The 21,490-nt window shown below is 42.0% G+C and carries 14 protein-coding genes and 1 pseudogene; 8 read left to right on the forward strand and 7 right to left on the reverse strand.

Going from position 1 to position 21,490, the window contains the following annotated elements:
* The first annotated feature begins 178 nt into the window (after nt 1-178).
* A complete protein-coding gene (locus tag BLQ87_RS26210) occupies nt 179-1,231 on the forward strand; it encodes a hypothetical protein (protein ID WP_074611888.1) in 1,053 nt (350 codons plus the stop codon).
* A gap of 357 nt (nt 1,232-1,588) precedes the next feature.
* Here BLQ87_RS26210 and BLQ87_RS26215 read toward each other — a convergent pair whose 3' ends face one another.
* Nucleotides 1,589-2,065 carry a DUF6702 family protein gene (locus BLQ87_RS26215; RefSeq protein ID WP_074611889.1) on the reverse strand — a complete coding sequence of 159 codons (477 nt, stop codon included), beginning with the start codon at nt 2,063-2,065 and terminating at the stop codon, nt 1,589-1,591.
* Between the two features lie 72 nt (nt 2,066-2,137).
* Here BLQ87_RS26215 and BLQ87_RS26220 point away from each other — a divergent pair, with 72 nt between their 5' ends.
* Both BLQ87_RS26220 and BLQ87_RS26225 read left to right on the forward strand, forming a co-directional pair.
* The gene (locus BLQ87_RS26220) at nt 2,138-2,728 is read left to right on the forward strand and encodes a HupE/UreJ family protein (protein ID WP_074611890.1); all 591 of its coding nucleotides are present in this window, start codon (nt 2,138-2,140) and stop codon (nt 2,726-2,728) included.
* Nucleotides 2,729-2,780: 52 nt separating this feature from the next.
* Nucleotides 2,781-5,108 carry a M1 family metallopeptidase gene (locus tag BLQ87_RS26225; RefSeq protein WP_074611891.1) on the forward strand — a complete coding sequence of 776 codons (2,328 nt, stop codon included), beginning with the start codon at nt 2,781-2,783 and terminating at the stop codon, nt 5,106-5,108.
* Between the two features lie 54 nt (nt 5,109-5,162).
* On the opposite strand, the gene BLQ87_RS26230 is transcribed toward BLQ87_RS26225, so the two are convergent.
* The 4 genes from BLQ87_RS26230 to BLQ87_RS26245 form a co-directional block, all read right to left on the reverse strand.
* Nucleotides 5,163-5,657 (reverse strand): anthrone oxygenase family protein, encoded by a 495-nt coding sequence (locus BLQ87_RS26230; RefSeq protein ID WP_074611892.1) that lies wholly within the window; start codon nt 5,655-5,657, stop codon nt 5,163-5,165.
* 14 nt (nt 5,658-5,671) lie between these two features.
* Complete coding sequence (locus BLQ87_RS26235) at nt 5,672-6,310, reverse strand: NAD(P)-dependent oxidoreductase (RefSeq protein ID WP_074611893.1); 639 nt, start codon at nt 6,308-6,310, stop codon at nt 5,672-5,674.
* Between the two features lie 68 nt (nt 6,311-6,378).
* Entirely contained in the window at nt 6,379-7,182 is an 804-nt protein-coding gene (locus tag BLQ87_RS26240) for a helix-turn-helix transcriptional regulator (protein WP_074611894.1), read from the reverse strand.
* A 75-nt stretch (nt 7,183-7,257) separates the two neighbouring features.
* Nucleotides 7,258-7,650: a winged helix-turn-helix transcriptional regulator gene (locus BLQ87_RS26245; RefSeq protein WP_245723934.1), complete on the reverse strand. Its 393-nt coding sequence runs from the start codon at nt 7,648-7,650 to the stop codon at nt 7,258-7,260.
* A gap of 54 nt (nt 7,651-7,704) precedes the next feature.
* On the opposite strand from BLQ87_RS26245, the gene BLQ87_RS33895 reads away from it, so the two are divergent.
* The 3 genes from BLQ87_RS33895 to BLQ87_RS26260 all read left to right on the forward strand — a co-directional run bounded on the left by BLQ87_RS33895 (nt 7,705) and on the right by BLQ87_RS26260 (nt 9,956).
* On the forward strand, nt 7,705-8,061 hold the full coding sequence (locus tag BLQ87_RS33895; RefSeq protein WP_172664974.1) for a YybH family protein: 357 nt from the start codon (nt 7,705-7,707) through the stop codon (nt 8,059-8,061).
* A 107-nt stretch (nt 8,062-8,168) separates the two neighbouring features.
* Nucleotides 8,169-8,567 (forward strand): nuclease A inhibitor family protein, encoded by a 399-nt coding sequence (locus tag BLQ87_RS26255; protein ID WP_074611897.1) that lies wholly within the window; start codon nt 8,169-8,171, stop codon nt 8,565-8,567.
* A gap of 18 nt (nt 8,568-8,585) precedes the next feature.
* Nucleotides 8,586-9,956, forward strand: a complete 1,371-nt coding sequence (locus BLQ87_RS26260; protein WP_074611898.1) for a DNA/RNA non-specific endonuclease — start codon at nt 8,586-8,588, stop codon at nt 9,954-9,956.
* A 679-nt stretch (nt 9,957-10,635) separates the two neighbouring features.
* Here the strand turns inward: BLQ87_RS26260 and BLQ87_RS26265 are convergent.
* Both BLQ87_RS26265 and BLQ87_RS26270 read right to left on the reverse strand, forming a co-directional pair.
* Nucleotides 10,636-13,314, reverse strand: a pseudogene (locus tag BLQ87_RS26265) (DNA gyrase/topoisomerase IV subunit A); the annotation flags it as partial.
* 103 nt (nt 13,315-13,417) lie between these two features.
* Nucleotides 13,418-13,906: a cytidine deaminase gene (locus tag BLQ87_RS26270; protein WP_074611899.1), complete on the reverse strand. Its 489-nt coding sequence runs from the start codon at nt 13,904-13,906 to the stop codon at nt 13,418-13,420.
* Nucleotides 13,907-14,070: 164 nt separating this feature from the next.
* Between BLQ87_RS26270 and BLQ87_RS26275 the strand changes: the two genes are divergently transcribed.
* Nucleotides 14,071-19,221 (forward strand): translocation/assembly module TamB domain-containing protein, encoded by a 5,151-nt coding sequence (locus BLQ87_RS26275; RefSeq protein ID WP_074611900.1) that lies wholly within the window; start codon nt 14,071-14,073, stop codon nt 19,219-19,221.
* Between the two features lie 13 nt (nt 19,222-19,234).
* Nucleotides 19,235-21,490 (forward strand): translocation and assembly module lipoprotein TamL, encoded by a 2,256-nt coding sequence (tamL, locus tag BLQ87_RS26280; RefSeq protein ID WP_245723935.1) that lies wholly within the window; start codon nt 19,235-19,237, stop codon nt 21,488-21,490.

Consider the following 21,490-nt stretch of genomic DNA (forward strand, 5'->3'; position numbering starts at 1 on the left):
CGTTTTAAATAACTCCGCAAGTATACGGACTTATTTAGAATAGTTCCAAACATTATTTATAATTGTTCTACATAACGCGTGATAATTTTGAGTATTCCTTTCCGAAACAGCTTTTTTATTCCTATAAAGAACCTTATACTTGTAACAATTTTTATCTTTAAAAAACAATTACCACCATATGAAAATACCACAGTTAGCAGGAACAGTTTTAATCGGAATGGCATCACTTGGTGTATTCATCAGCTGCACTTCCGACGCAAAGAAAACGACCGAACAGAAGAAAACAGTTAATGCCAACGGAGATACCGTGATTACTGCAGAACCGGAAGTAGGGACAGTAAGAGAGGCCGTAGATACGGCAAAATACAATTCACTATTGCAAAAGCTTGCCAATGGTGATACTACAGGAACCTGGCCGGTAAAAAACCAACCTTACCCCCTTGCCGGAGCAATCCTTCCTTTTAAACGTATCGTTGTTTATTACGGAAACCTTCACTCTAAAAAAATGGGTGCTTTAGGAGAATATGCACCTAAAGAAATGTGGAGCAGGTTAAATGCAGAGATCAAGCATTGGGAGAAGGCAGATCCTTCGACTCCTGTTCAGGCTGGTGTGCATTACATTGCTTCTGTAGCAAGCGGAACCCCGGGAAAAGATGGCAAATACATCAACCGTATGGGCGACAAGCAGATTGACTCTGTATTAAAGATTGCTAAAATGCAAAACGCGATTGTATTCCTCGATATACAAGTGGGTTTAAGTACGATCAAGGCAGAACTGCCAAGATTGGAAAAATACCTTCAGATGCCACAGGTACATTTAGGTATTGATCCGGAATTCTCGATGAAAGATGGAAGCAAACCTGGTAAAAAAATCGGAACCTATGATGCAGCGGACATCAATTACTGTACTGAATACCTGGCAAACCTCGTAAAAAAATACAACCTTCCTCCAAAAGTATTCGTCGTTCACCGTTTCACCAGAAAAATGGTAACGAACTATAAAAACGTCAAACTTCGTCCAGAGGTTCAGATTGTAATGCACATGGATGGATGGGGCGAGCCGGAACTTAAAAAAGGAACCTACCGCCACTTTATCTTCCCGGAGCCAGTTCAGTTTACCGGATTTAAATTGTTCTACAAAAATGATTTAAAAAAAGCACCAAACAGATTAATGACACCGGAAGAGTTGCTTAAACTGAAGCCAATACCGAGTTACATACAATATCAATAATGGAAAAGAGGATGCCGAAAAAGCATCCTCTTTTTTTATGCTTATCCTTTTCTGTTTCAAAAAATAAGTCTGAAAATCCAGGTATAAGACACGGTTAAATTCTTCACCGGGCCTTGTCCAATTCCTGTTTTACCTATACAGGTTCTAACCTAGGTCTATACACGCTCTATACTCGGTGCACACCCGCTTGAAAGCCTGTTAAAGGCGGGTAAGCAACGAATCTAAATGGAGCTTAAAGTGCCTGTTTCTGCCAGCATCTCTGACCTGAATTGAAACCACTAAGAGCGGAACAGGACTTCAGTTCCAATACCTTCTATTTGTGTGGTAACCCTCTGAAAAAAGAAAAAAAGAAAGAAATCAGAACGTCAGCTTCGCCTCAGCCTTAGGATTGTCCAGTTTAGTACTTTTCCGCTGACCGTTCAAAGTCACATGAACCATATTGGACTGGGAATCATGTTCATCGAAAAGAATGTCATTCCGGATATCAAAGTTTTTAATGGTCCCTAATTTTTCCGTTTCAAAATAACACCAGGCGGCATCCTCTTCAATCTCGTAACCAATATATTTTAGCAGCAAAGGCTTTTGATTCGCCTTAATCTGTAAATGCTTTTGCAGGTAATCCGCGATCAGCAGGTCAACCTTCTTCCGGTCCACAGGTTTTAAGATGTTCAGCTTCGCTTTATACTTATGGTCCAGTGCTTTTTCAAAATCATCAAAGAAAACACGCACGCTCACCTGTACTGTTTTTGTTTTCGGATTTTGCGTGATTTCCGTTACGCTCACGTAAAACGGATGAAAGAGATGCAGGAAAGAGATCAATAAAATTTGGAACATACTTGCTTGTAAACGCCCTGAAATTAAAAAAAAGTTTGTATAATTAATTCAAAATTACGATTTTAAACCCCAATGCAAGATTTTTGGCTTTATTTCCAGTTAGGTTGGCAACATATTTTAGACTGGCAAGGATATGATCATATCCTTTTCGTAGTGGTATTGTGCGTTACCTACGCCATCAGCGACTGGAGAAAGGTACTGATCCTGGTTACCGCTTTCACTGTTGGCCATAGCATTACGCTGGCATTAAGTGTCTTCAAATTAATTACCATCAATACCCCACTTATAGAATTTCTTATTCCGGTAACCATCCTGATTACTGCCAGCGCTAATATATTAAACAAAAAGCCGAAAAACCGGGGCACGAATTTTAAATATCTCCTTGCGTTATTTTTCGGACTTATTCATGGAATGGGCTTTTCCAACTACCTGAAAAGCTTACTCGGAAAAAGCACCAGCATTGTAGTAGAGCTCCTGGCCTTTAATCTGGGACTGGAAGTTGGTCAGGTAATTATTGTCGTTGGAATTCTTCTGCTTTCCTTTCTACTCATCTGGATTGTAAAAATAAAGCGATGGGACTGGAATTTCTTCATCTCATCAGCTATATTTGGTATATCATTTATTATGGCTGCGGAGCGTTTTTCTGCTGCTTTCTTAAATTGATCTGCTGATTATAAAATAAGCAGCCAACCAGACCAAACTATTCCTAAACCCGATGAAACGTAATTTACTGCTATTTGCTACACTCTTTTTTGCCATAAACACCTATGCCCAACATTTAAACAACCCAGGCTCAAACCATGGAAATAAATTTGAGCAACTGGGAACCATCATTTCAGACCCGAATTCTTACCGCTCGGCCTCCGGTGCACCTGGTCCGGCATATTGGCAACAACGGGCAGACTATGAAATCAATGCCACACTCGACGAGAAAAACTTACGCCTTACCGGTTCAGAAACAATCACTTATTATAACAATTCGCCCGATCCACTGAGTTACCTCTGGGTACAACTCGATGAAAATGAACATAAAGCAACCAGCGACAATAAGCTGACTGAAACGAGTAAAATGAGCGATCAGATGGATTATCAGTCGCTTTCCGGTATTATAGGCGAAGCAAATGATCTTGGTGTAAAAATCATCAAGGTAACGGACGAAAAAGGAACCCCACTTCCTTATACCATCAACAATACCATGATGCGGATCGACCTTCCCGCCACGCTTCAACCAAAGGGGAAATACAAGTTAAATATCACCTGGGACTATAAGATATCGAACAGAATGACTGTCGGCGGCAGGGGTGGTTACGAATACTTTGCTGAAGACGATAATTACCTTTTTACCATTACCCAATGGTTCCCTAGAATGGCAGTGTATTCAGACGTGCAAGGCTGGCAGAACAAGCAATTCGAAGGCAGAGGAGAATTTGCATTGGTATTTGGCAATTACAAAGTTAACATGACCGTTCCCGCAGACCACGTAGTTGGTGCAACCGGTGAATGTCAAAACTATGCACAAGTGTTGAACAGCGGTAGCCTGAAAAGATGGAATGCTGCCCAAACAGCAACATCCCCTGTAGAGATTGTCAATCTTGAGGAGGTAAAATCTGCCATGACAAAAAAGTCAACGGCAAAAAAGACCTGGACTTATACTGCTGAAAACGTGAGGGACTTTGCATGGGTATCGTCCCGCAGGTTGGTATGGGATGCGATGGCAACTCACATCAATGGAAAAAAGATTATGGCCATGTCTTATTATGGTCCTGAAGCCTATCCATTATATAATAAGTATTCGACAAAGGTGATCGCACATACCTTAAAAGTATATTCAAAACATACCATTCCCTACCCTTATCCGGTAGCGATCTCTGTAGAGGCTGCAAACGGGATGGAATATCCGATGATCTGTTTCAACTATGGCCGTGCGGAAAAAGATGGAACCTATACAGAAGCCATTAAATATGGAATGATCGGTGTGATCATCCATGAAGTAGGACATAATTTCTTTCCCATGATCGTCAACTCTGATGAAAGGCAATGGTCGTGGATGGATGAAGGGCTTAATACTTTTTGCCAGTATATGGCGGAGCAGGAATGGGACAATAACTATCCTTCACAGCGCGGCCCTGCACATAAGATCGTGGATTACATGAAAATGCCTAAAGATCAGCTGGAGCCGATCATGACCAATTCAGAAAACATCATCAACTTTGGTGCAAATGCTTATGCAAAACCGGCCACAGCACTGAATATCCTAAGAGAAACTGTAATGGGCAGGGAGTTATTCGACTATGCCTTCAAGGAATATGCGAAACGATGGGCATTTAAACACCCTACTCCTGCAGACCTGTTCAGAACGATGGAAGATGCTTCAGCGGTAGATCTTGATTGGTTTTGGAGAGGCTGGTTTTTCGGAACTGATCCGGTAGATATTGCTTTAAATGATGTTCGCTATTACCGCATGAACAGCATGAAACAAGCAGAAGAGAACAAGGTAGATAAGAAGACATTTGAAAAAAACAATGACAACATCAGCAGGGGAAGAAACCGTTCTGAAGGCGTAAAGTTTGCAGTAGAGCAGGACACAACGCTACAGGATTTTTACAACAAATTTAACCGTTTTGAAGTCAGCAAGACTGCTGATGAGCAATTTCAAAAGTATTATACTTCCTTATCTCCCAATGAGAAAAAACTATATGAGCGCAAGAAAAACTTCTATGAGCTTGATTTTTCAAATGAGGGAGGATTGGTGATGCCGATCATTATCGAATGGACTTTTACTGATGGAACTAAAGAAGTAGACCGCATCCCTGCTTATATCTGGAGAAAAGACGAGAACAAAGTGACTAAAGTTTTTGCTAAAGATAAAGAAGTGGTTGCAGTACAGCTTGATCCTTACCGCGAAACTGCCGATATCAATGAGAATAACAACTCATGGCCGAGAAAAGCTAAACCTTCAAGATTTGAATTGTTTAAGCAACAGCAATCCCCGAGAGGAGCTTCTGCGGGGCCGAACCCAATGCAACAGTCCAGGCAAAATTAAAACAGCAATTCCTTTTGTCTTGTATCATTAAGCGCATACAAGACAAAAGGAATCTTAGCCTTTCCTTAGGCAGGCAATCACCAATAATACCAATGGGCACACCGAACAAATGGTCCTGATCGTATGCCAGTTGTTCCAGGGTCCTGCAAAAGCTTCACGCATCATTTTAGCTTGTTCCAGCGATGATCCCTGTAAAGAAAATCCATCCAGCTGGTTATTCAAAGGGATATTGCCCACAATGGTTACCCCAAAACTTCCGACAATAAAAATTACTGATGCCGCGAATATCCATCCAAATTTAGGAGAACCGGTTTGTCTGCGATAGGCCAGCGTTGCCAGAACCAAAAATAGAGGACTCCCTAAAAAACTAAAGAGAAACACCGGGTTTACGATCGCCTTATTGATCTCCTGCATCGCCAGGAGATACTGCGTATCCGGCAAATGCCTAAAAGCAAGATTTATGGATACCGAAAAAGCATAGAACAATCCCGCCATTAAAGCGGTCGTGATGGTGGCCAGAGCCAGTAAAAGAGAGGAATACCTGATCATATAGAAATTCTGATTTAATAAGACACGCCCGGAGTCTGGTGCACATAGGTCCGGTCACTTAATTGTTTCAACATAAAGTCGGCCACATCAGCGCGGGAGACTTCTACCTGAATATTTTTATCTGTAGCAGCAAAGCCATGTTGGTATACCCCCGTTTTAGCCTTATCTGTCAGGTTTCCCGGACGGACAATCACCCAGTCCAGTTTGCTTTTTTTAATATGCTGCTCCTGAAGCTCGTGGTCTTTAAATGTTTTCCTGAGTACAAAAGGAACAATGATATATTTGAAAATAAATGAGGTCTTGTCCAACACTTTTAAACTATCCCCGTAACCCAGGGAAGTCTGACAGATCAGCCGTTGGATTCCCGTACTTTCCATCGCCTCAATGATGTTCTTTGTGCCCTGAGAACGCATTACTCCTACCTTATTTGCCGGAGAACCCAGCGCCGATAAAATCGCATCCTGTCCTTGCATTGCAGGAATCAGCGATTCCCGGTTCATCACATCTCCCTTAAAAGTTTTCAGATTTGGATGTTGGAGGGATAACTTCGATGGATCACGCACAAATGCGGTTACCGTATGTCCTTGTTCAAGTGCCTGTTCTACGATGTGGCGCCCTGTACCGCCTGTTGATCCGAAAATAAGTAATTTCATATGCTGTCTTTTTTAAGACAATATTACGCCTGCTCAGATTCTAAAAATAGAACAAAACCGACAAGGTTCTATTTTATCAGTTCGGGGAAGTTATCGGCAACATGAGGCGCCTGTTTTTGGTATTGATAGGGGGAGAAACCTGCAAATTCTTTGAAAGTCCGAATAAAATGAGATTGATCGGAATAGCCATTTTCATAAGCTATGTCGGAGAGCTTTTCATATTCATTATTTTTCAGCTGACTCAAAGAAGCCTGAAAGCCACAAATCCGGGAAAACATTTTTGGAGAAATACCGACATGCTGTTTGAACTTCCTTTCGAGACTCCGCTCCGACACTTTCAAGTCTTTTTGTAATGCTTTCAGGGAAATCGTTCCTTTCGAACGGATCATCATCGATAAGACGTAATCCGTCTGCGCATCTATTTTATGATCATTTTTACGAATCTGGGCAAAAATATAGGCACAAAGCATATTGATCTGCTCGGATACATTCCCCATATTCAGCAATTGCTCCCTTAAATAATATCCCTGTTCGGTAGCAAACAAGTCCAGATCAATACAGGTATCCGTTAACTCATTTGCATTTAAGCCAAAAACAGATTTCAGGGCATTCGGAAAAAAGCAAATGCCTATCATCCTGGATTTCCCAATTGAGATTTCTGCATGGGTGGTCGCCTGCCCATACAATAAGACATTAGGCATCTCTTTGTTGTTCTGTTCAAACAATCCGGCTGCCCCATTTTGAAAGATTAAGCCAGGGCTACCGTCTGCGATAACTCTGAATTGGTGATTCATTACCCCAATCTCCAATGTCCAGATATAACGGACATAGTTACTAAGGTATGCCGGAGCAGGAATTTGTTCGTACCTCATCTTCGTATCACAACAGGGTTTTGGTAGTTTTTGAATAAATTTATCTCTAATTATTTAAAAATCAAAGCAATCCTACTATTGATTCTCCAGCAGCACATCTCCCCAGGCATTCAATTGCCATAATATCTTAACCAGACTATTTCCGGTTTCAGTTAAATGATATTCCACTTCCAATGGCTTCAGTTTGACGATCTGTTTTGTCACAAGTCCGCTTTCTTCCAGTTCCTTTAACTGCCGGCTTAAAACCCTGCGGTTAATATCGGCAATGTGATAAAAGAACTCGCTTGGCCGTCTCAGTCCTTGCTGCAAATGCCAGACAATAGGAATTTTCCATTTCCCGCTAATCGTATTTACGGCATGTTCCAGAGCACAGATTTTATTGTCGGCTACACGGATCTTATTTTTCATCTCCAAAGCGGGTTTATGAATGTCTTCTGCGGATGGCAGGGTAGGACAATTTTGTCCCATATTGACATTACAGTTAATACGGCCGAATTTAGCATTTCAAATAAAATTAAAGAAATGAAAGAAAAAGTAGCCCTCAGAAATCAGCAGTTTAACCAATACGTAAATGAGAAAAACAATGCGCAATTGTCTGAACTTTATACGGAAGATGCCCTCATTTTCCCACCGAAACAACCCGCAGTTCAAGGCAAAGAAAAAATCAGCGATTTCTTTGGGGCGGTATTCAATCAGGGGATCAATAAAGGCGACTTTTCCACCAACGAGATTCGCATTGAAGGAAACTTTGCCTATGAAACAGGAAATTACTTCCTTTTTGCAGGAGAAGGACAGCTGGTTGCACAAGGACATTATATGTATGTCTGGAAATACGTTGATGGAGAATGGTATATACATCAGGACATTTGGAACGACTAAAAAAGAGATTTCCGGTTAAAAAATCATGAAATAATTATTACCTTTTTTAGGAATGAACTTTCCTGGAGATTAGCGGTTATCTTTAATAAAAAATAACCCCATCTACCATGGAAAACCAAATTTTACCAGAACTGTCGACTAAGATTCAGGGCCTCTTCTACCTAAGTGAGTCTGAGGCCCCCTTAGTAATTGAGAAGCTCGGAGTGCTTCCAAAAGAACAACTGAATGCAAAGATCGCAGAATTGAACGCAGCGGCTCCTGAAGCCTTAATCAACGTAAAACCAGAAGACTTTTTTGAAAAGATCTTAAAAAGTGCAGACCCTAACGACGACATTGTTGTGGCCAATGCCAACAAATTCCAGGAGCTTCATACTTTTCTAAAAGGTAATTTCTCCGGAATCCAGGTAACCCGGATCGAAGACGGCGTAAAAGTTCCGATCATTATTACGGCATTCTTACCAGACAACACCTGTATTGCACTCACTACTTATGCTATAGAATCTTAACTCATCCATCCTATCCCTATGAAAAATTTCATGAAACATTGCTATGTGCTGGGCATGCTATGCCTGGTACTGGCCTCCTGTAAAAAAGAAGCTCAACCAGAGCTAACGGAACACCAACACAACTCAGCTGTCGCTGCCATACACACAGAAAGTACTCAATTGTTAACAGAAGGCTTAGAAACCGGCAGCAAGGGTGCTTATGCTTCGGCTTCAGTTACCCTGGGCTCAGGCTCCTGGACGCTGGACGAGGCCCTGATCGGCAATAGCGCCGCGGATGTAAAATCAGGAAGCCAGTCGGCCAGAATCCGCAATACAGGTTCCCTTTCTATGAACTTTAACATTACCGCGGGCGATAGCACTACCATTAAAATTGACCATGCTAAATATGGCTCAGATGCGTCCAGTACCTGGCAGTTATGGATCTCTACAAATGGCGGTACAAGTTACACACAAGTTGGCAGTACCATTACCACCAGCAGTAGTACCTTACAAACCGCAACTTTCCAGGTTACCAATACCGGCAATATCCGCCTCTCTGTACGTAAAATTTCAGGTGGCACCAACCGGATTAACATCGACAACATCAGTGTAAGTACAGGTACTGGTGGCGGAACAAACCCAGGTGGGGGAACCGCAGGAGATGACAGCCATTTATTATTGGGCAATCCGAATGGCGCAGTAGCAAACATTACCTCTCCAAATAATTATCTGATGGATCAGACCTATTATACCATCGCCTACAACCGCGACAGAGGAACACCAAACTGGGTGAGCTGGCATATCCAGTCGTCGGATATTGGGAGCACCCCAAGAACCAATGATTTCAGAGCTGATTCCGCTTTACCTTCAGGCTGGTACCAGGTGCAAAACAGCAGTTATTCGGGATCTGGATTTGACAGAGGACACAATTGTCCGTCCGGCGACAGAACCTCTTCGACCGCAGCCAACTCTTCTACCTTCTTAATGACCAATATGATTCCTCAGGCACCGAACAACAACCAGCAAACCTGGGAAGGTCTGGAAAGCTATACCCGCAGCCTGGTAAGTGCTGGCAATGAAGTTTATGTGATCGCTGGTTCTTATGGAACAGGTGGTACAGGCTCAAATGGCGGAGTAACCAATACCATCAATAATGGTAATGTGACCGTTCCATCTAATGTCTGGAAAATCATCGTTGTATTACCAAATGGAAACAATGACATCAGCAGAATTACCAGCACCACAAGAGTGATCGCCATCAATACGCCAAATACAAATACCATTAACAGCGACTGGAAGACTTACAGAACTTCAGTGAACAGTATTGAAACAGCAACAGGCTATAGCTTCTTTGCAAGTATCCCTGCAACAATCCGTACTGCGCTTAAGCAAAATGTAGACAACCAATAAGAAAAAACCTATATACTAAAAAAGCCGCCCTATGTTAGGGCGGCTTTTTTGTTGGTATTGGAAATTAAAATAATCCCAACTGTCCTTTATTGTCTATGTCAACATCATCAGGATTTGTAATCTCTAATGTGATTTTTTTTACTGGTTTTGAATCATTCCATGCCTTTTTAGGCTTTTCCGGAGCCACAGCTTTCTCTTCAACAGGTGCTGTCTGGGGTTCAGGAGTTTCCGCCAGAGGTTCTGCTACAACCGGAAGGCTTTCTTTCGGTTGCTCCTCAATAGCTGGCTCAACAACAGGCAACTCCGTAACAGGTTTTACTGCTTTAGGTACTATAAAGGCTTTCTTCTTAACAACCGGCTCTTTTACAACTACATCTTTTGCAATCGGTTCTGGCGTAATTTTTTCTTCTACAATTGGCTCTGGAGCAATCGGTTCTGGCGCAACGTCCGCAACAGCTGGTTCTCCAGCCGGAGTGTCTGCAATGGTTTTTTCCGCTACCGGCGCTGCTACAACAGCTTCGTCAGAAACCGTCTTTTCAACCAATACCTTTTTAGCTTTCGTAGCCACAGGCTTCGCAGGAACTTTTTCCTCTTTTTCCTCAGCAACATCCTCTGGACTCCCCTCTTCAGTTACTGCCAAAGCTTCTTCTTCAGTTACCTCCAAAACCTCCTCTGCTATTTCCGGAAGGCTGGATTCATCTTCAGCGCTTAAGGCGACTGTAAATTCCGGAACATCAGCAGGCTCAATCTCTTCCTCATCAACAGACGCACTATCCTCAGCTCCCTGATCAGGTTCCGAATCCCCATCCTCTGTTGCTTCCTCTTCAGTTACAGCTTTTCCTTCTTCGATCAATTCTTCTTCCTCCTGGTTGAAGATCTCTATATTCTGAACATCATGCTGTGTCAGTCTGTTTCCGTTTGCGCGGATTCCCTTAACGTCAATAAATTCTGCTAATACGATCTCCAATGTCTCAGGGATCTGTGTTTTACCTTTCAGTACATCCACTTTAAGCATGGCTTCCGGATTGCTCGTCAGGTGCAGGAATTTCGATCCGTTCTCTTCCGAGATTAAGCTGAGCTTCTTCCCTACGCCGATCGCTTCAAAAACAAAGCGCTTGATAAAGTGATTCTTAGCCTTTCCTTCATATTGCACCACCGTAAATGGCTTTTCTGCATCAAATTTCTGGATTAAAATCAGGTCCGCATCAAAATGGTTGCTCAGTTCAAAAGTACTCAGCTCGTACCAGCCATCTCTATGCACCTGAAGGATCTTATCATCCCCATCAAATTCACCAAGATATTTACCACGGCCATCTACATTCAGCCTTCTTAGCAAATCATCATACCAGATCTTTAATCCCGACAAGGTTGAAACACCCTTACTTTTTAGCAATACCTTTTTGATCGGGTATTTAGACACAATATTTCCTTGCGAACCACGCCCTTTAATTGCGATGTCCGCATAGTCCAGATCAAACTGGAGTTTCTTTAACTTCGTATGTGGTTTCAGTAAGATCGTTACGATCTCAGCTTCCCCATTAGGGTTTGCAGTAAAGTATAAAACTTTAGATCCCTTACTTCCCTTAGTCAGGTCGTATTCCTTATCACGGGTTACCCCAACTACGGCAAAACGTTTGACATAAGAAATGCCACTCGCCCCATCTTTATAGATCAGGTTATAAATCGTCCGCTCATCACCTTTCTTAAATACCTGGGCATGAAGAATTCCTTTACCCACAAAATTCTTGTCGGCAACCTTGGTGATGATACATTTACCATCTTCCCTGAACACGATGATTTCATCCAGATCAGAACAATCGGCAATAAACTCATCTTTACGCAAACCTGTTCCGATGAAACCATCTTCGCGGTTCATGTATAACTTCACATTGGCTAAAGCAACTTTCGATGCTTCCACCCTGTCGAACAAACGGATTTCCGTTTTACGCTCCCTGCCTTTGCTATATTTATCGAGTAACTTCTGAAACCAGGCAATGGCATATTCCGTCAGGTGACGCAAATGATTTTTAACCACTTTAATCTCATCCGCCAAAGATTTCATCTGCTCATCTGCTTTTTTCACATCAAAGCGGGTGATACTGCTCATCGGTTTATCGATCAGCTTTTTAAAATCTTCCGGTAGAATTTCCCGGTAGAGCTGTGGCATAAAAGGTGCGAATAATTTATTCAGCACTTCGACAACAACATCAAAGTTTCCTGAATTCTCGTATTCCGCATTTTTATACATCCCTTCCTGGATAAAGATCTTTAGCAGGGAGCTAAAGAAAATTTTCTCCTGAAGTTCATGTAGTTTAATTTCTAATTCCTGTTTTAATAAAGCCTTGGTGTTTTGGGTATTCTCGGTAAGAATATCGTTCACACTCATAAAATGAGGCTTATCTCCTTTAATGATACAGGTATTCGGGGAGATCGAAACTTCGCATGAAGTAAAAGCATAGAGGGCATCAATGGTTACATCAGGAGAAATTCCCGGAGCCAGCTGAACCACAATCTCCACATGTGCTGCGGTATTGTCTTCTATCTTCTTGATTTTGATCTTTCCTTTATCATTCGCAGACAAGATGCTATCGATCACAGAGCCTGTAGTGGTACTAAAAGGAATTTCCGTAATCACCAGTGTTTTCTTGTCTTTCTCCGTAATCTTGGCCCTTACCCTGATTTTACCGCCACGCATCCCCTCGTTATATGCAGAAAAATCTGCCATCCCTCCGGTAAAGAAATCGGGTAATATATTTGGGCGATGCCCTTTTAAAGCTTCAATCGAAGCCTCCAGCAATTCAATAAAATTGTGAGGCATGACTTTCGTTGCCAGACCCACTGCAATACCTTCTGCTCCCTGTGCCAATAGCAAAGGAAACTTTACCGGCAAAGTGATCGGTTCGTTGTTACGGCCATCGTAGCTCAATTGCCATACCGTAGTATCCCCATTGAAGACCACTTCATTTGCAAACTTAGACAGGCGGGCTTCGATATAACGTGGTGCAGCAGCGCTATCCCCGGTAATCGGGTCGCCCCAGTTTCCCTGGCAATCGATCAGCAAATCTTTTTGCCCGATCTGCACCATGGCATCACCGATAGAAGCATCCCCATGCGGGTGATACTTCATTGTATTTCCGATAACGTTTGCTGCTTTATTAAAACGTCCGTCATCCATCTCTTTCAGCGAGTGTAAAATGCGTCGCTGAACAGGTTTTAAACCATCATTTATGTGTGGCACTGCCCGATCAAGAATTACATAAGAAGCATAATCGAGGAACCAGTTCTCGTAAAGGCCATTAATAGGAATTACGGTATGTTTGCTTTCTTCGTTTATGTTGTTTTCTATTTCTTCGCTCATCAAAAAAGGATTGGATGTTGTAAATATAAGGGTTGAAAACGAAATTCTATGAACCGAGTTGCTAACAGTTCTTTGTTAAGAATCCCCTTTTTACAGGGATGAATTACACCACCAGCCGCACTTCGGTAAATACGAAGGGCAATAGGTTTTTAATTCCCTTAACTTTTATAATTTCACCGTTGATGCAATAGAACAAGACTTCAATTTCCTGTTTTTGCTTCTGTTCTACCTCCGCCATAACCTGTAAACAGGCACCACAGGAAGTGACCGGTTTTTCGATGACAAAGTTATCAGTTTTTGCCGTAATTGCCATACTTTCGATCACCGCATTTGGATCCGATGAACCGATGGCAAATAAAGCAACTCTTTCTGCACATAATCCCGAAGGGTAAGCTACATTTTCCTGGTTACTTCCCAATACCACCTGACCTCCCTTTAACTGAAGTGCCGCTCCCACTTTAAACCTGGAATAGGGTGAATACGAGGTATTTAGCGCCTCTTCTGCCTTTAAGCACAATGCTTTATCGTTTTCACTTAGCTCCTCCAGTCCCTTAAACGACTGGTAGCTGATACTAAAATTTCTCTCATTCATGGTTTAAACATACAATTTTTCCATATTTCATGAACATGAAATTTTAATCCCTTGTTTTAAACAATTTTATTATATTGATTGTAGATATACTATAATAACCCTAAAAATGCCTCCGGTGGCATGATTTTGGTTAATAATAGCTAGAAACTCTCAATTAAAATCAATTGAATAAATATATACGTAAAAGTCTTAAAGTTGTACTTTGGATTATCGCCAGCATCATTATGCTCGTTGTCCTTGTTGCACTTTCCCTAAATATTCCTGCTGTCCAAAACTTCGTAAAGGATAAAGCCATCGCCTATCTGAAAAATAAAACCCATACCGAGGTTCGCCTGGAGAGCATTCATATCGCTTTTCCAAAAGACGTAGTCCTCAACAAGTTTTATCTGGAAGATAAAAAAGGAGATACGCTGTTGTATGCACAGAAACTTGCCGTAGACATTAGTTTATTCAAATTACTGAGCAAAAAGGTAGAAATCAACAACATCTCCCTGCAAAAGATCAGGGCCAATGTGACCCGTATTACCCCGGATACCGCTTTTAACTTCTCCTTTTTAGTAGACGCTTTTATGTCTGAAGAAAAAAAGCCGGAAGAGCAGGTACAGAAAGATACCACCTCGACGCTTAAGTTCTCCGTTAGCAAGATCAGTTTGGAAGATATCGGCATTGTTTACAGAGATGATGTTGCAGGAAACGACGTTAAATTAAGCCTGGGTGAGTTTAAAACAAACATTAAGGATTTTGATCTCGATAATCAACGCTATGTGATCAAGACCCTTTCCCTCAAAAATTCAAATTTAAAATACTTCCAGAAAAAGCCTTTGACCCAGTTAAAGGAACATCTGGAAAAAAGCATTGATACCGCAAAAACGGAATCAGGAAAACTCCCTTTTGTGGAGGTCGAAGATTTTGCCTTCAACAACATCAGGATCGCTTTCGATGACCGGCTCTCTAAAATGAGTGCAGATGTGAACCTGAACGAATTGCTGGTCAACAAGCTTATTGCCGACCTGACCAACAATAATTATAAAGCTGAAACGGCGAAGATTAACAATTCTAAGGTCAGCTATACTGCCGCTGCCAGCGAGATGAAGGCCAACGTAGATCTGAAAGAATTTTCTATCAGCAAGCTGATCGCCGATCTGAGCAAGAGTAAATATCAGGTGGATGAGGCAACGCTAAACAATTCGGATGTCCGCTTTGCCTTTAAGCCTGCAGCTCCGGCCAAGACCGCTCCAAAAGCAGACACGGCGTCATCTTCCGCCCCCATCTCTTTGCTCCTGAGTAAATTGAACCTGTCTAAAAACAATGTACAGTTCGACAATATGTCGGAAAAGCCAGGCAAGGGAATGGACTTCAACCACTTGAAAATAAAAAACCTCGGACTGGTTGCAGAAGAACTGGGCTATGGTTCGGATGGCAGCATCAAAGTGAAAGTCAAAGAAGGAATGTTAACAGAAAAAAGCGGCTTCCAGTTATTGAAACTCCAGGGTGATGTCCTTTACTCGGACAAAGCCGTAAAAGTAAAAAACTTCTTGCTGAAGACACCCAACACTGCTGTAGAGAATGCTACGGAACTGAATTACACCTCGATGGAGGATCTGACGAAACATCCGGAACGCGTAAAGATGAGCATGTTGTTCAAAAACTCAACGATAGGGCTTAAAGACGCAGCCTATTTCAGCGACGCTGTTCCGCTGGAATATAGAAATGAAAAAATTAAGGTTAATGCCAGTGTGAATGGATATCTGAATAACCTCTCCATTCCCCGCCTGCAGATTTCAGGATTAAAAAGCACCAATATAGACATCAGCGGAACTGCCAAAGGATTACCGGATATGAACAAGTTATTCCTGGACCTGAACATTAAGAAATTCGCTTTAACGAAAAAGGATCTGTTGGTTTTGATACCTAAAAAATCATTACCAACAAATATTGAATTGCCGAATGCGATTCAGGCAAACGGTAAATTTACAGGCTCGCTGACCAATTTTAAGACCGGCTTTAATATCAATACAGACATGGGAGCGGCAAAGCTTCTTGCCAGCATGAAAGGTCCGAAAGGGAAAGAAAGTTATACCGCAGATATCAATCTGAACAACTTCAATGTGGGCCGCTTATTGAAACAGCAGGCACAACTGGGCAAAATAACAGCAAAAGCGACTGTTAACGGAACAGGGCTGGATGCTAAAAAAGCCGCGGTAAAATTCAATGCAGAGGTGATCAGTGCCTATTACAACAAATACACGTATAAAAACTTAAAGCTAAACGGTACTTATGCGCAGCAGAAGTTAGACCTGAAAAGTAATATGGCGGATAGCAATGCCAATTTTAACTTAACCGCAGCGGTAAACATCGCCGGTAAATATCCGGCGGTAAAAGCCAAAATGGATTTAGGTCAGGTAGATTTAAGGAAATTAAATTTCAGTCCGACTGAATTTAAGGTTGCAGGAACGGTAGACGCTAATCTGAGCACTGCCGATGTGGATTACCTGAACGGAGATGTTTTCATCAGGGGGCTGCAAGTGGTAAAAGATGGACAACGCTTCAATGTGGATACCATTAATCTGCATGCAGAAACCAGTGCTGAAAGAAGTTTACTGACCTTAAAATCAGAACTCATGAGGGCCAGGATTGACGGACAGTATCAACTGACCAATCTGGCTACAGCAGTAACCAATCAGATCAATAAATATTACCAGTTCGGAGAGGTGAAAAAAATCCCTGATCAGCGGTTCCGTTTCTTTGCGAGAATCTATAATCCTAAATTCATTCAGAACTTTGTTCCTGAATTAACCACCTTCTCCCCCTCTATGGTCTACGGACTATTGGATACGAAGAAAGACAGCTTAACGATGAAAGCATGGGTTCCACAGGTGGTTTATGGAGATTACAAGGTAGATAGCACGAAGCTAAGCATAGACAATAACGACCAGAAACTCAATTACAAGCTGACGGTGAAGAGCATGCAAAGTCCTTCCATCAGCCTGTTCAATACAGAAGTTAGTGGTGCTGCCGTAAATAACAACCTTGGCGTCAATATCTTTTTAAGAGACAGCAAGCTAAAAGATAAATATGTACTTGGCGGTAATTTCCAATCCATCAATAAGGATTTCCGCTTTAGTCTGGACCCTCAGAAACTATTACTGAATTATCAGAAATGGGCCATATCGCAGGACAACTATATTCAATTTGGGCAATCAGGTATCTCCGCCAGAAGTTTTGACCTGAGTAAGGATAACCAGTTACTGAGCATCAACAGTGTCAACAACGAGCCTAATTCTCCTTTGAAAGTTTTGTTCAAGGATTTCAGGATAGAAACCCTGACCAAATTTGCAGAGCAGGACAGTGCTCTTGTTGGCGGATCGATCAATGGGACAGTAGACGCAAAAGACCTCGTGGGAACGCCTAAATTTGAGGCCAACCTGACCATCGATCAGCTGCGCTATCAGAAAGACCAGCTCGGTACATTGAGAGTAGCGGTAAACAACAATACGGAAAATGCTTTTGAAACGAATATTGCCTTAACCGGGGTGCATGAACTCCGCGCAAATGGTTTTTATTATACAGCGCCCAAAAGTGCATTGGACCTCACTTTGAATATCGACAAGATTGACCTGAAGAGTCTGGAAAGTGTTTCTATGGGACAGATTAAAAATGGTTCAGGAACGATTACCGGACAGCTGTCGGTAAAAGGCGAACTTACAGCGCCTAAAATATTAGGGGATATCAATTTTAAACAGGCAGCATTCACGGCAACTTATGTAAATTCTTATTTTAAAATGCCTGATGAAACCATCAGTTTCACTAATGAAGGCGTTAAATTTGACAATTTCAGCATCCTTGATTCTATCGGACAACCTTTAAAGGTAGAGGGAATGATCTACACCACAAACTATCAGGACTTCCGCTTCGGACTGGATGTATCAGCTAATAATTTCAGATTGATGAACTCCACGGCCAAAGACAATGAAATGATCTATGGAAAGGTATTTGTCAGCACCCGCTCCTTTAAAATCAGAGGAGACATGAACCAACCGGACATCAACATGAACGTGCAGGTAAACAAAGGGACAAAATTCTTCTTTGCCATGGTCGATTCAGACCCATCCATTGTTGATCAGGAAGGAATCGTCGAATTTATTGATGAAGATGCTCCACCATTTAATGGCAAAAAGGCAATACATACGGATAGCATTCCTAAATCTGCGTTCAAGGGGTTCAATCTGAGCGCGGATATAGATCTGGATAAAGAAGCAGAATTTACTGTTGTGGTGGATGCAGCTACCGGAGATCAGTTAAGAGTAAAAGGTGAAGGCAGTCTGAATGCAACAATGGATCCTAGTGGGAAGATGAGTCTGACTGGACGATACCTGTTATCAGACGGTGCTTATAACCTTAGCGTTGGGCCTAAAAAAATGGACTTTAAGATCCAGCAGGGAAGCAGCATTGTCTGGACAGGGGAACCGACTTCAGCAAACGTAAACATCACCGCAGTACGTGAGGTGAACGCACCGGCGATAGATCTGGTTAACGATCAGGTACAGGATCAGGAAATGTTAAAGAATCAGGCCAAACAAAAATTCCCGTTCCAGGTCTACCTTGACATTACGGGAGAATTGATGAAACCCATCATTGCTTTCCGCATTGCGCTCCCGGAAAATGAGAAAAATGCACTTGGCGGAGCGGTAGAAACCAAGTTGCAACAGGTCAATGCAAATGAAAGCGAATTGAACAAACAGGTCGTTGCCTTGCTTGCCTTAGGTCGTTTCATAGCCGACAATCCATTTCAGAGCCTCGCCACCGGAGGCAATAACATTGCTGAATCTTTCGCCAGATCAAGTGCGACCAGATTGCTGGCCCAGCAGATGAATAACCTGGCCTCCGACCTGATTAAAGGGGTAGACATTAACTTCGGACTGAATTCCTCGGAGGATTACTCTACCGGAAAAATGGAAAACAAGACTGATCTGGAAATCGGTTTGTCCAAAAAACTATTGGACGACAGGTTAACGGTAACCGTGGGTAGTTCCTTCGGATTAGAAGGGCCAAAACAAGCCAACCAAAGCAGCAATAATATTGCAGGAAATGTCAACCTCGAATACTTGTTATCAAAAGACGGACGTTACCGTCTGAGGGCATACCGACGAAACCAGACGGACGGCATCATTGAAGGTCAGATCATAGAAACAGGTCTTGGTTTTGCCCTTGTAGTGGATTACAACAGGTTCAAAGAGATCTTTAGAAAATTCAGAGACAGAGACAACAGAAATAAGAAAAAAGAACAGAAGCCCAAAGATGAGAAAGCGAATTAAACCTATATTATTTATGATTTCGTGTTTGATGATCGCTGCCTGCAGTACGACCAGACACTTGCCTGAAGGAGAAAATCTGTATGTAGGTGCATCGGTGAAAATCAATCCGGATTCCAGCGGAAAGATTAAAGACGAAAAAGGGATTAAAAGTGTGTTGGAAGGTAAGACCAGACCACTTCCCAACAGTTCTTTTCTGGGTTTCAAGTACAAGCTCTTCTTTTACAATTTAGGAGGAGAGCCGGGAAAAGAAAAAGGATTAGGCCGTTGGCTTCGCAATAAATGGGGACAGCCTCCTGTACTGGGAAGCCAGGTAAAATTGAAATACAACAATGATGTGCTGAGAAGTTACCTCAGCACAATAGGTTATCTACAGGCAGAAGTGACTGGTGATACTGTGGTTAAAAACAAAAAAGTGAAAGCCATTTATACTGCGCAAACCGGCGAAAGGTATAAAATCAACAAAGTCACCTTCCCTAAAGACAGCAGCGGAATAGCCGCCAACATCAATAACAATTCTTCAAAATCGCTCTTAAAAGCTGGGAATTTCTATGATTTTGAAACAATCAAGAATGAACGGATCAGAATTGACAACGACCTTAAAGAAGCGGGCTACTTTTACTTTAGTCCGGATTTCCTGCTGATCCAGGCAGACAGTACCATCGGCAAAAACAGTGTTAACCTGTTTGTAAAAGTAAAGGAAAGCACGCCTGATGTTTCAAAGAAGCCGTATACGATTAATAACATCACCATTTATCCAAATTATAATTTAAGAAACGACTCTGCCATTAAAGCCGCTGAGCCGGTATTGTATAAGGATTTCAAAATCATGGATCCTAAGAATACGTTTAAATTGGGTGTTTTTGACCGTCTGGTGTTTTTCAATAAAGGGGAAACCTATAACAGAAGAGATCACAATCAGTCTTTGAACAGAATGGTTAACATTGGTACTTTTAAGTTTGTAAAGGCCGATTTTATTCCGGTAGACAGCTTTAAAAACAATCAATTGAACATCGACTTCTTTTTAACCCCATTAAAGAAAAACTCACTCTCTTTCCAGGTCACAGGAACCAGTAAATCCAATAACTTCGTGGGATCAGAAGTAAAGATCACACAGACGACAAGGAACGTTTTCCGTGGAGCAGAACAACTGGAAGTCAGTGCCAGTGGTGGCTTTGAACAACAGATCAAAGGCGGGCAATCTAAACAAGGAAACTCTTATTCCCTAACCGGACAGGCAAAACTGAGCTTCCCAAGATTCCTTCTGCCCTTCTTCAAATTCAACAGTACCAATGCTTTTATTCCAAGAACCAATATTCTGGCTTCTTACCAGATCCTGAGCAGAGCCGATTATAGCTTAAATGCGATCAAAGGAGAATTCGGGTACAATTGGAAAGAAAGCATTTTCAAAGAGCATACTTTTAATCCGATTTCCATTAACTATGTGAAAGCCAATTTAAAGGATAGCTCTGTACTTAAAACAAGTCCGGCATTAAGAAATTCATTGGAAAATCAATATATTATTGGCCTAAACTACAATTTCACCTATAATAACCAGGTAGACGACAGCAGAAGAAACAATGTTTATTTTTCAGCAGACCTGGAAACTGCGGGAACTGTAGCCGGACTACTTACCTCTAAAAATGACATTGGAAAGAAAACCTTATTTGGTACTGCCCTTTCCCAGTTCATACGTCTGGAGGGTGATTTAAGAAATTATTATAAGCTCAATAAAAACATGACCTGGGCGAACCGGCTAAATGTTGGATATGGCTATACCTATGGGAACAGCACTACCCTTCCCTTTGTTCGCCAGTTCTTCGCAGGAGGTAGCAGTGACATCAGGGCTTTTGGCGCCAGAATCCTGGGCCCCGGAAGCTATATATCAACAGACAACACGTCTACCTTCAGAGATCAGGGTGCCGACATTAAGATCATGCTAAACACAGAGCTACGTTTCAAAATCGTGAGTATTTTCTATGGCGCCTTATTTGTTGATGCTGGAAATATCTGGACCAGGAAAGAAGACCCCAACAGACCCGGAGCTCAATTCAAGTTCAACAGTTTTATGAATGAAATGGCAGTAGGTACCGGTGCAGGATTAAGAATGGATGTTTCCTTCTTTGTACTCCGTTTAGACGCGGCCTTCCCGATCAGAAAACCATACCTCCCGGAAGGAAAAAGATGGGTCATCAACGACCTTAATTTCGGCGATAAAGCCTGGAGAAAAGAAAACTTAACCTTTAATCTTGGGATAGGATATCCTTTTTAA

Origin of the sequence: Pedobacter steynii, from assembly GCF_900103665.1 — a bacterium.
In the GTDB taxonomy this organism is placed as follows: Bacteria; Bacteroidota; Bacteroidia; order Sphingobacteriales; family Sphingobacteriaceae; genus Pedobacter; species Pedobacter steynii.

What these genes read in the sequence shown, in the direction of transcription:
- BLQ87_RS26210 (WP_074611888.1), top strand. Translation starts at nt 179, where the DNA reads ATGAAAATACCACAGTTAGCAGGAACAGTTTTAATCGGAATGGCATCA.
- BLQ87_RS26215 (WP_074611889.1), bottom strand. Translation starts at nt 2,065, where the DNA reads ATGTTCCAAATTTTATTGATCTCTTTCCTGCATCTCTTTCATCCGTTT.
- BLQ87_RS26220 (WP_074611890.1), top strand. Translation starts at nt 2,138, where the DNA reads ATGCAAGATTTTTGGCTTTATTTCCAGTTAGGTTGGCAACATATTTTA.
- BLQ87_RS26225 (WP_074611891.1), top strand. Translation starts at nt 2,781, where the DNA reads ATGAAACGTAATTTACTGCTATTTGCTACACTCTTTTTTGCCATAAAC.
- BLQ87_RS26230 (WP_074611892.1), bottom strand. Translation starts at nt 5,657, where the DNA reads ATGATCAGGTATTCCTCTCTTTTACTGGCTCTGGCCACCATCACGACC.
- BLQ87_RS26235 (WP_074611893.1), bottom strand. Translation starts at nt 6,310, where the DNA reads ATGAAATTACTTATTTTCGGATCAACAGGCGGTACAGGGCGCCACATC.
- BLQ87_RS26240 (WP_074611894.1), bottom strand. Translation starts at nt 7,182, where the DNA reads ATGAGGTACGAACAAATTCCTGCTCCGGCATACCTTAGTAACTATGTC.
- BLQ87_RS26245 (WP_245723934.1), bottom strand. Translation starts at nt 7,650, where the DNA reads ATGGGACAAAATTGTCCTACCCTGCCATCCGCAGAAGACATTCATAAA.
- BLQ87_RS33895 (WP_172664974.1), top strand. Translation starts at nt 7,705, where the DNA reads ATGAAAGAAAAAGTAGCCCTCAGAAATCAGCAGTTTAACCAATACGTA.
- BLQ87_RS26255 (WP_074611897.1), top strand. Translation starts at nt 8,169, where the DNA reads ATGGAAAACCAAATTTTACCAGAACTGTCGACTAAGATTCAGGGCCTC.
- BLQ87_RS26260 (WP_074611898.1), top strand. Translation starts at nt 8,586, where the DNA reads ATGAAAAATTTCATGAAACATTGCTATGTGCTGGGCATGCTATGCCTG.
- BLQ87_RS26270 (WP_074611899.1), bottom strand. Translation starts at nt 13,906, where the DNA reads ATGAATGAGAGAAATTTTAGTATCAGCTACCAGTCGTTTAAGGGACTG.
- tamL (WP_245723935.1), top strand. Translation starts at nt 19,235, where the DNA reads ATGATTTCGTGTTTGATGATCGCTGCCTGCAGTACGACCAGACACTTG.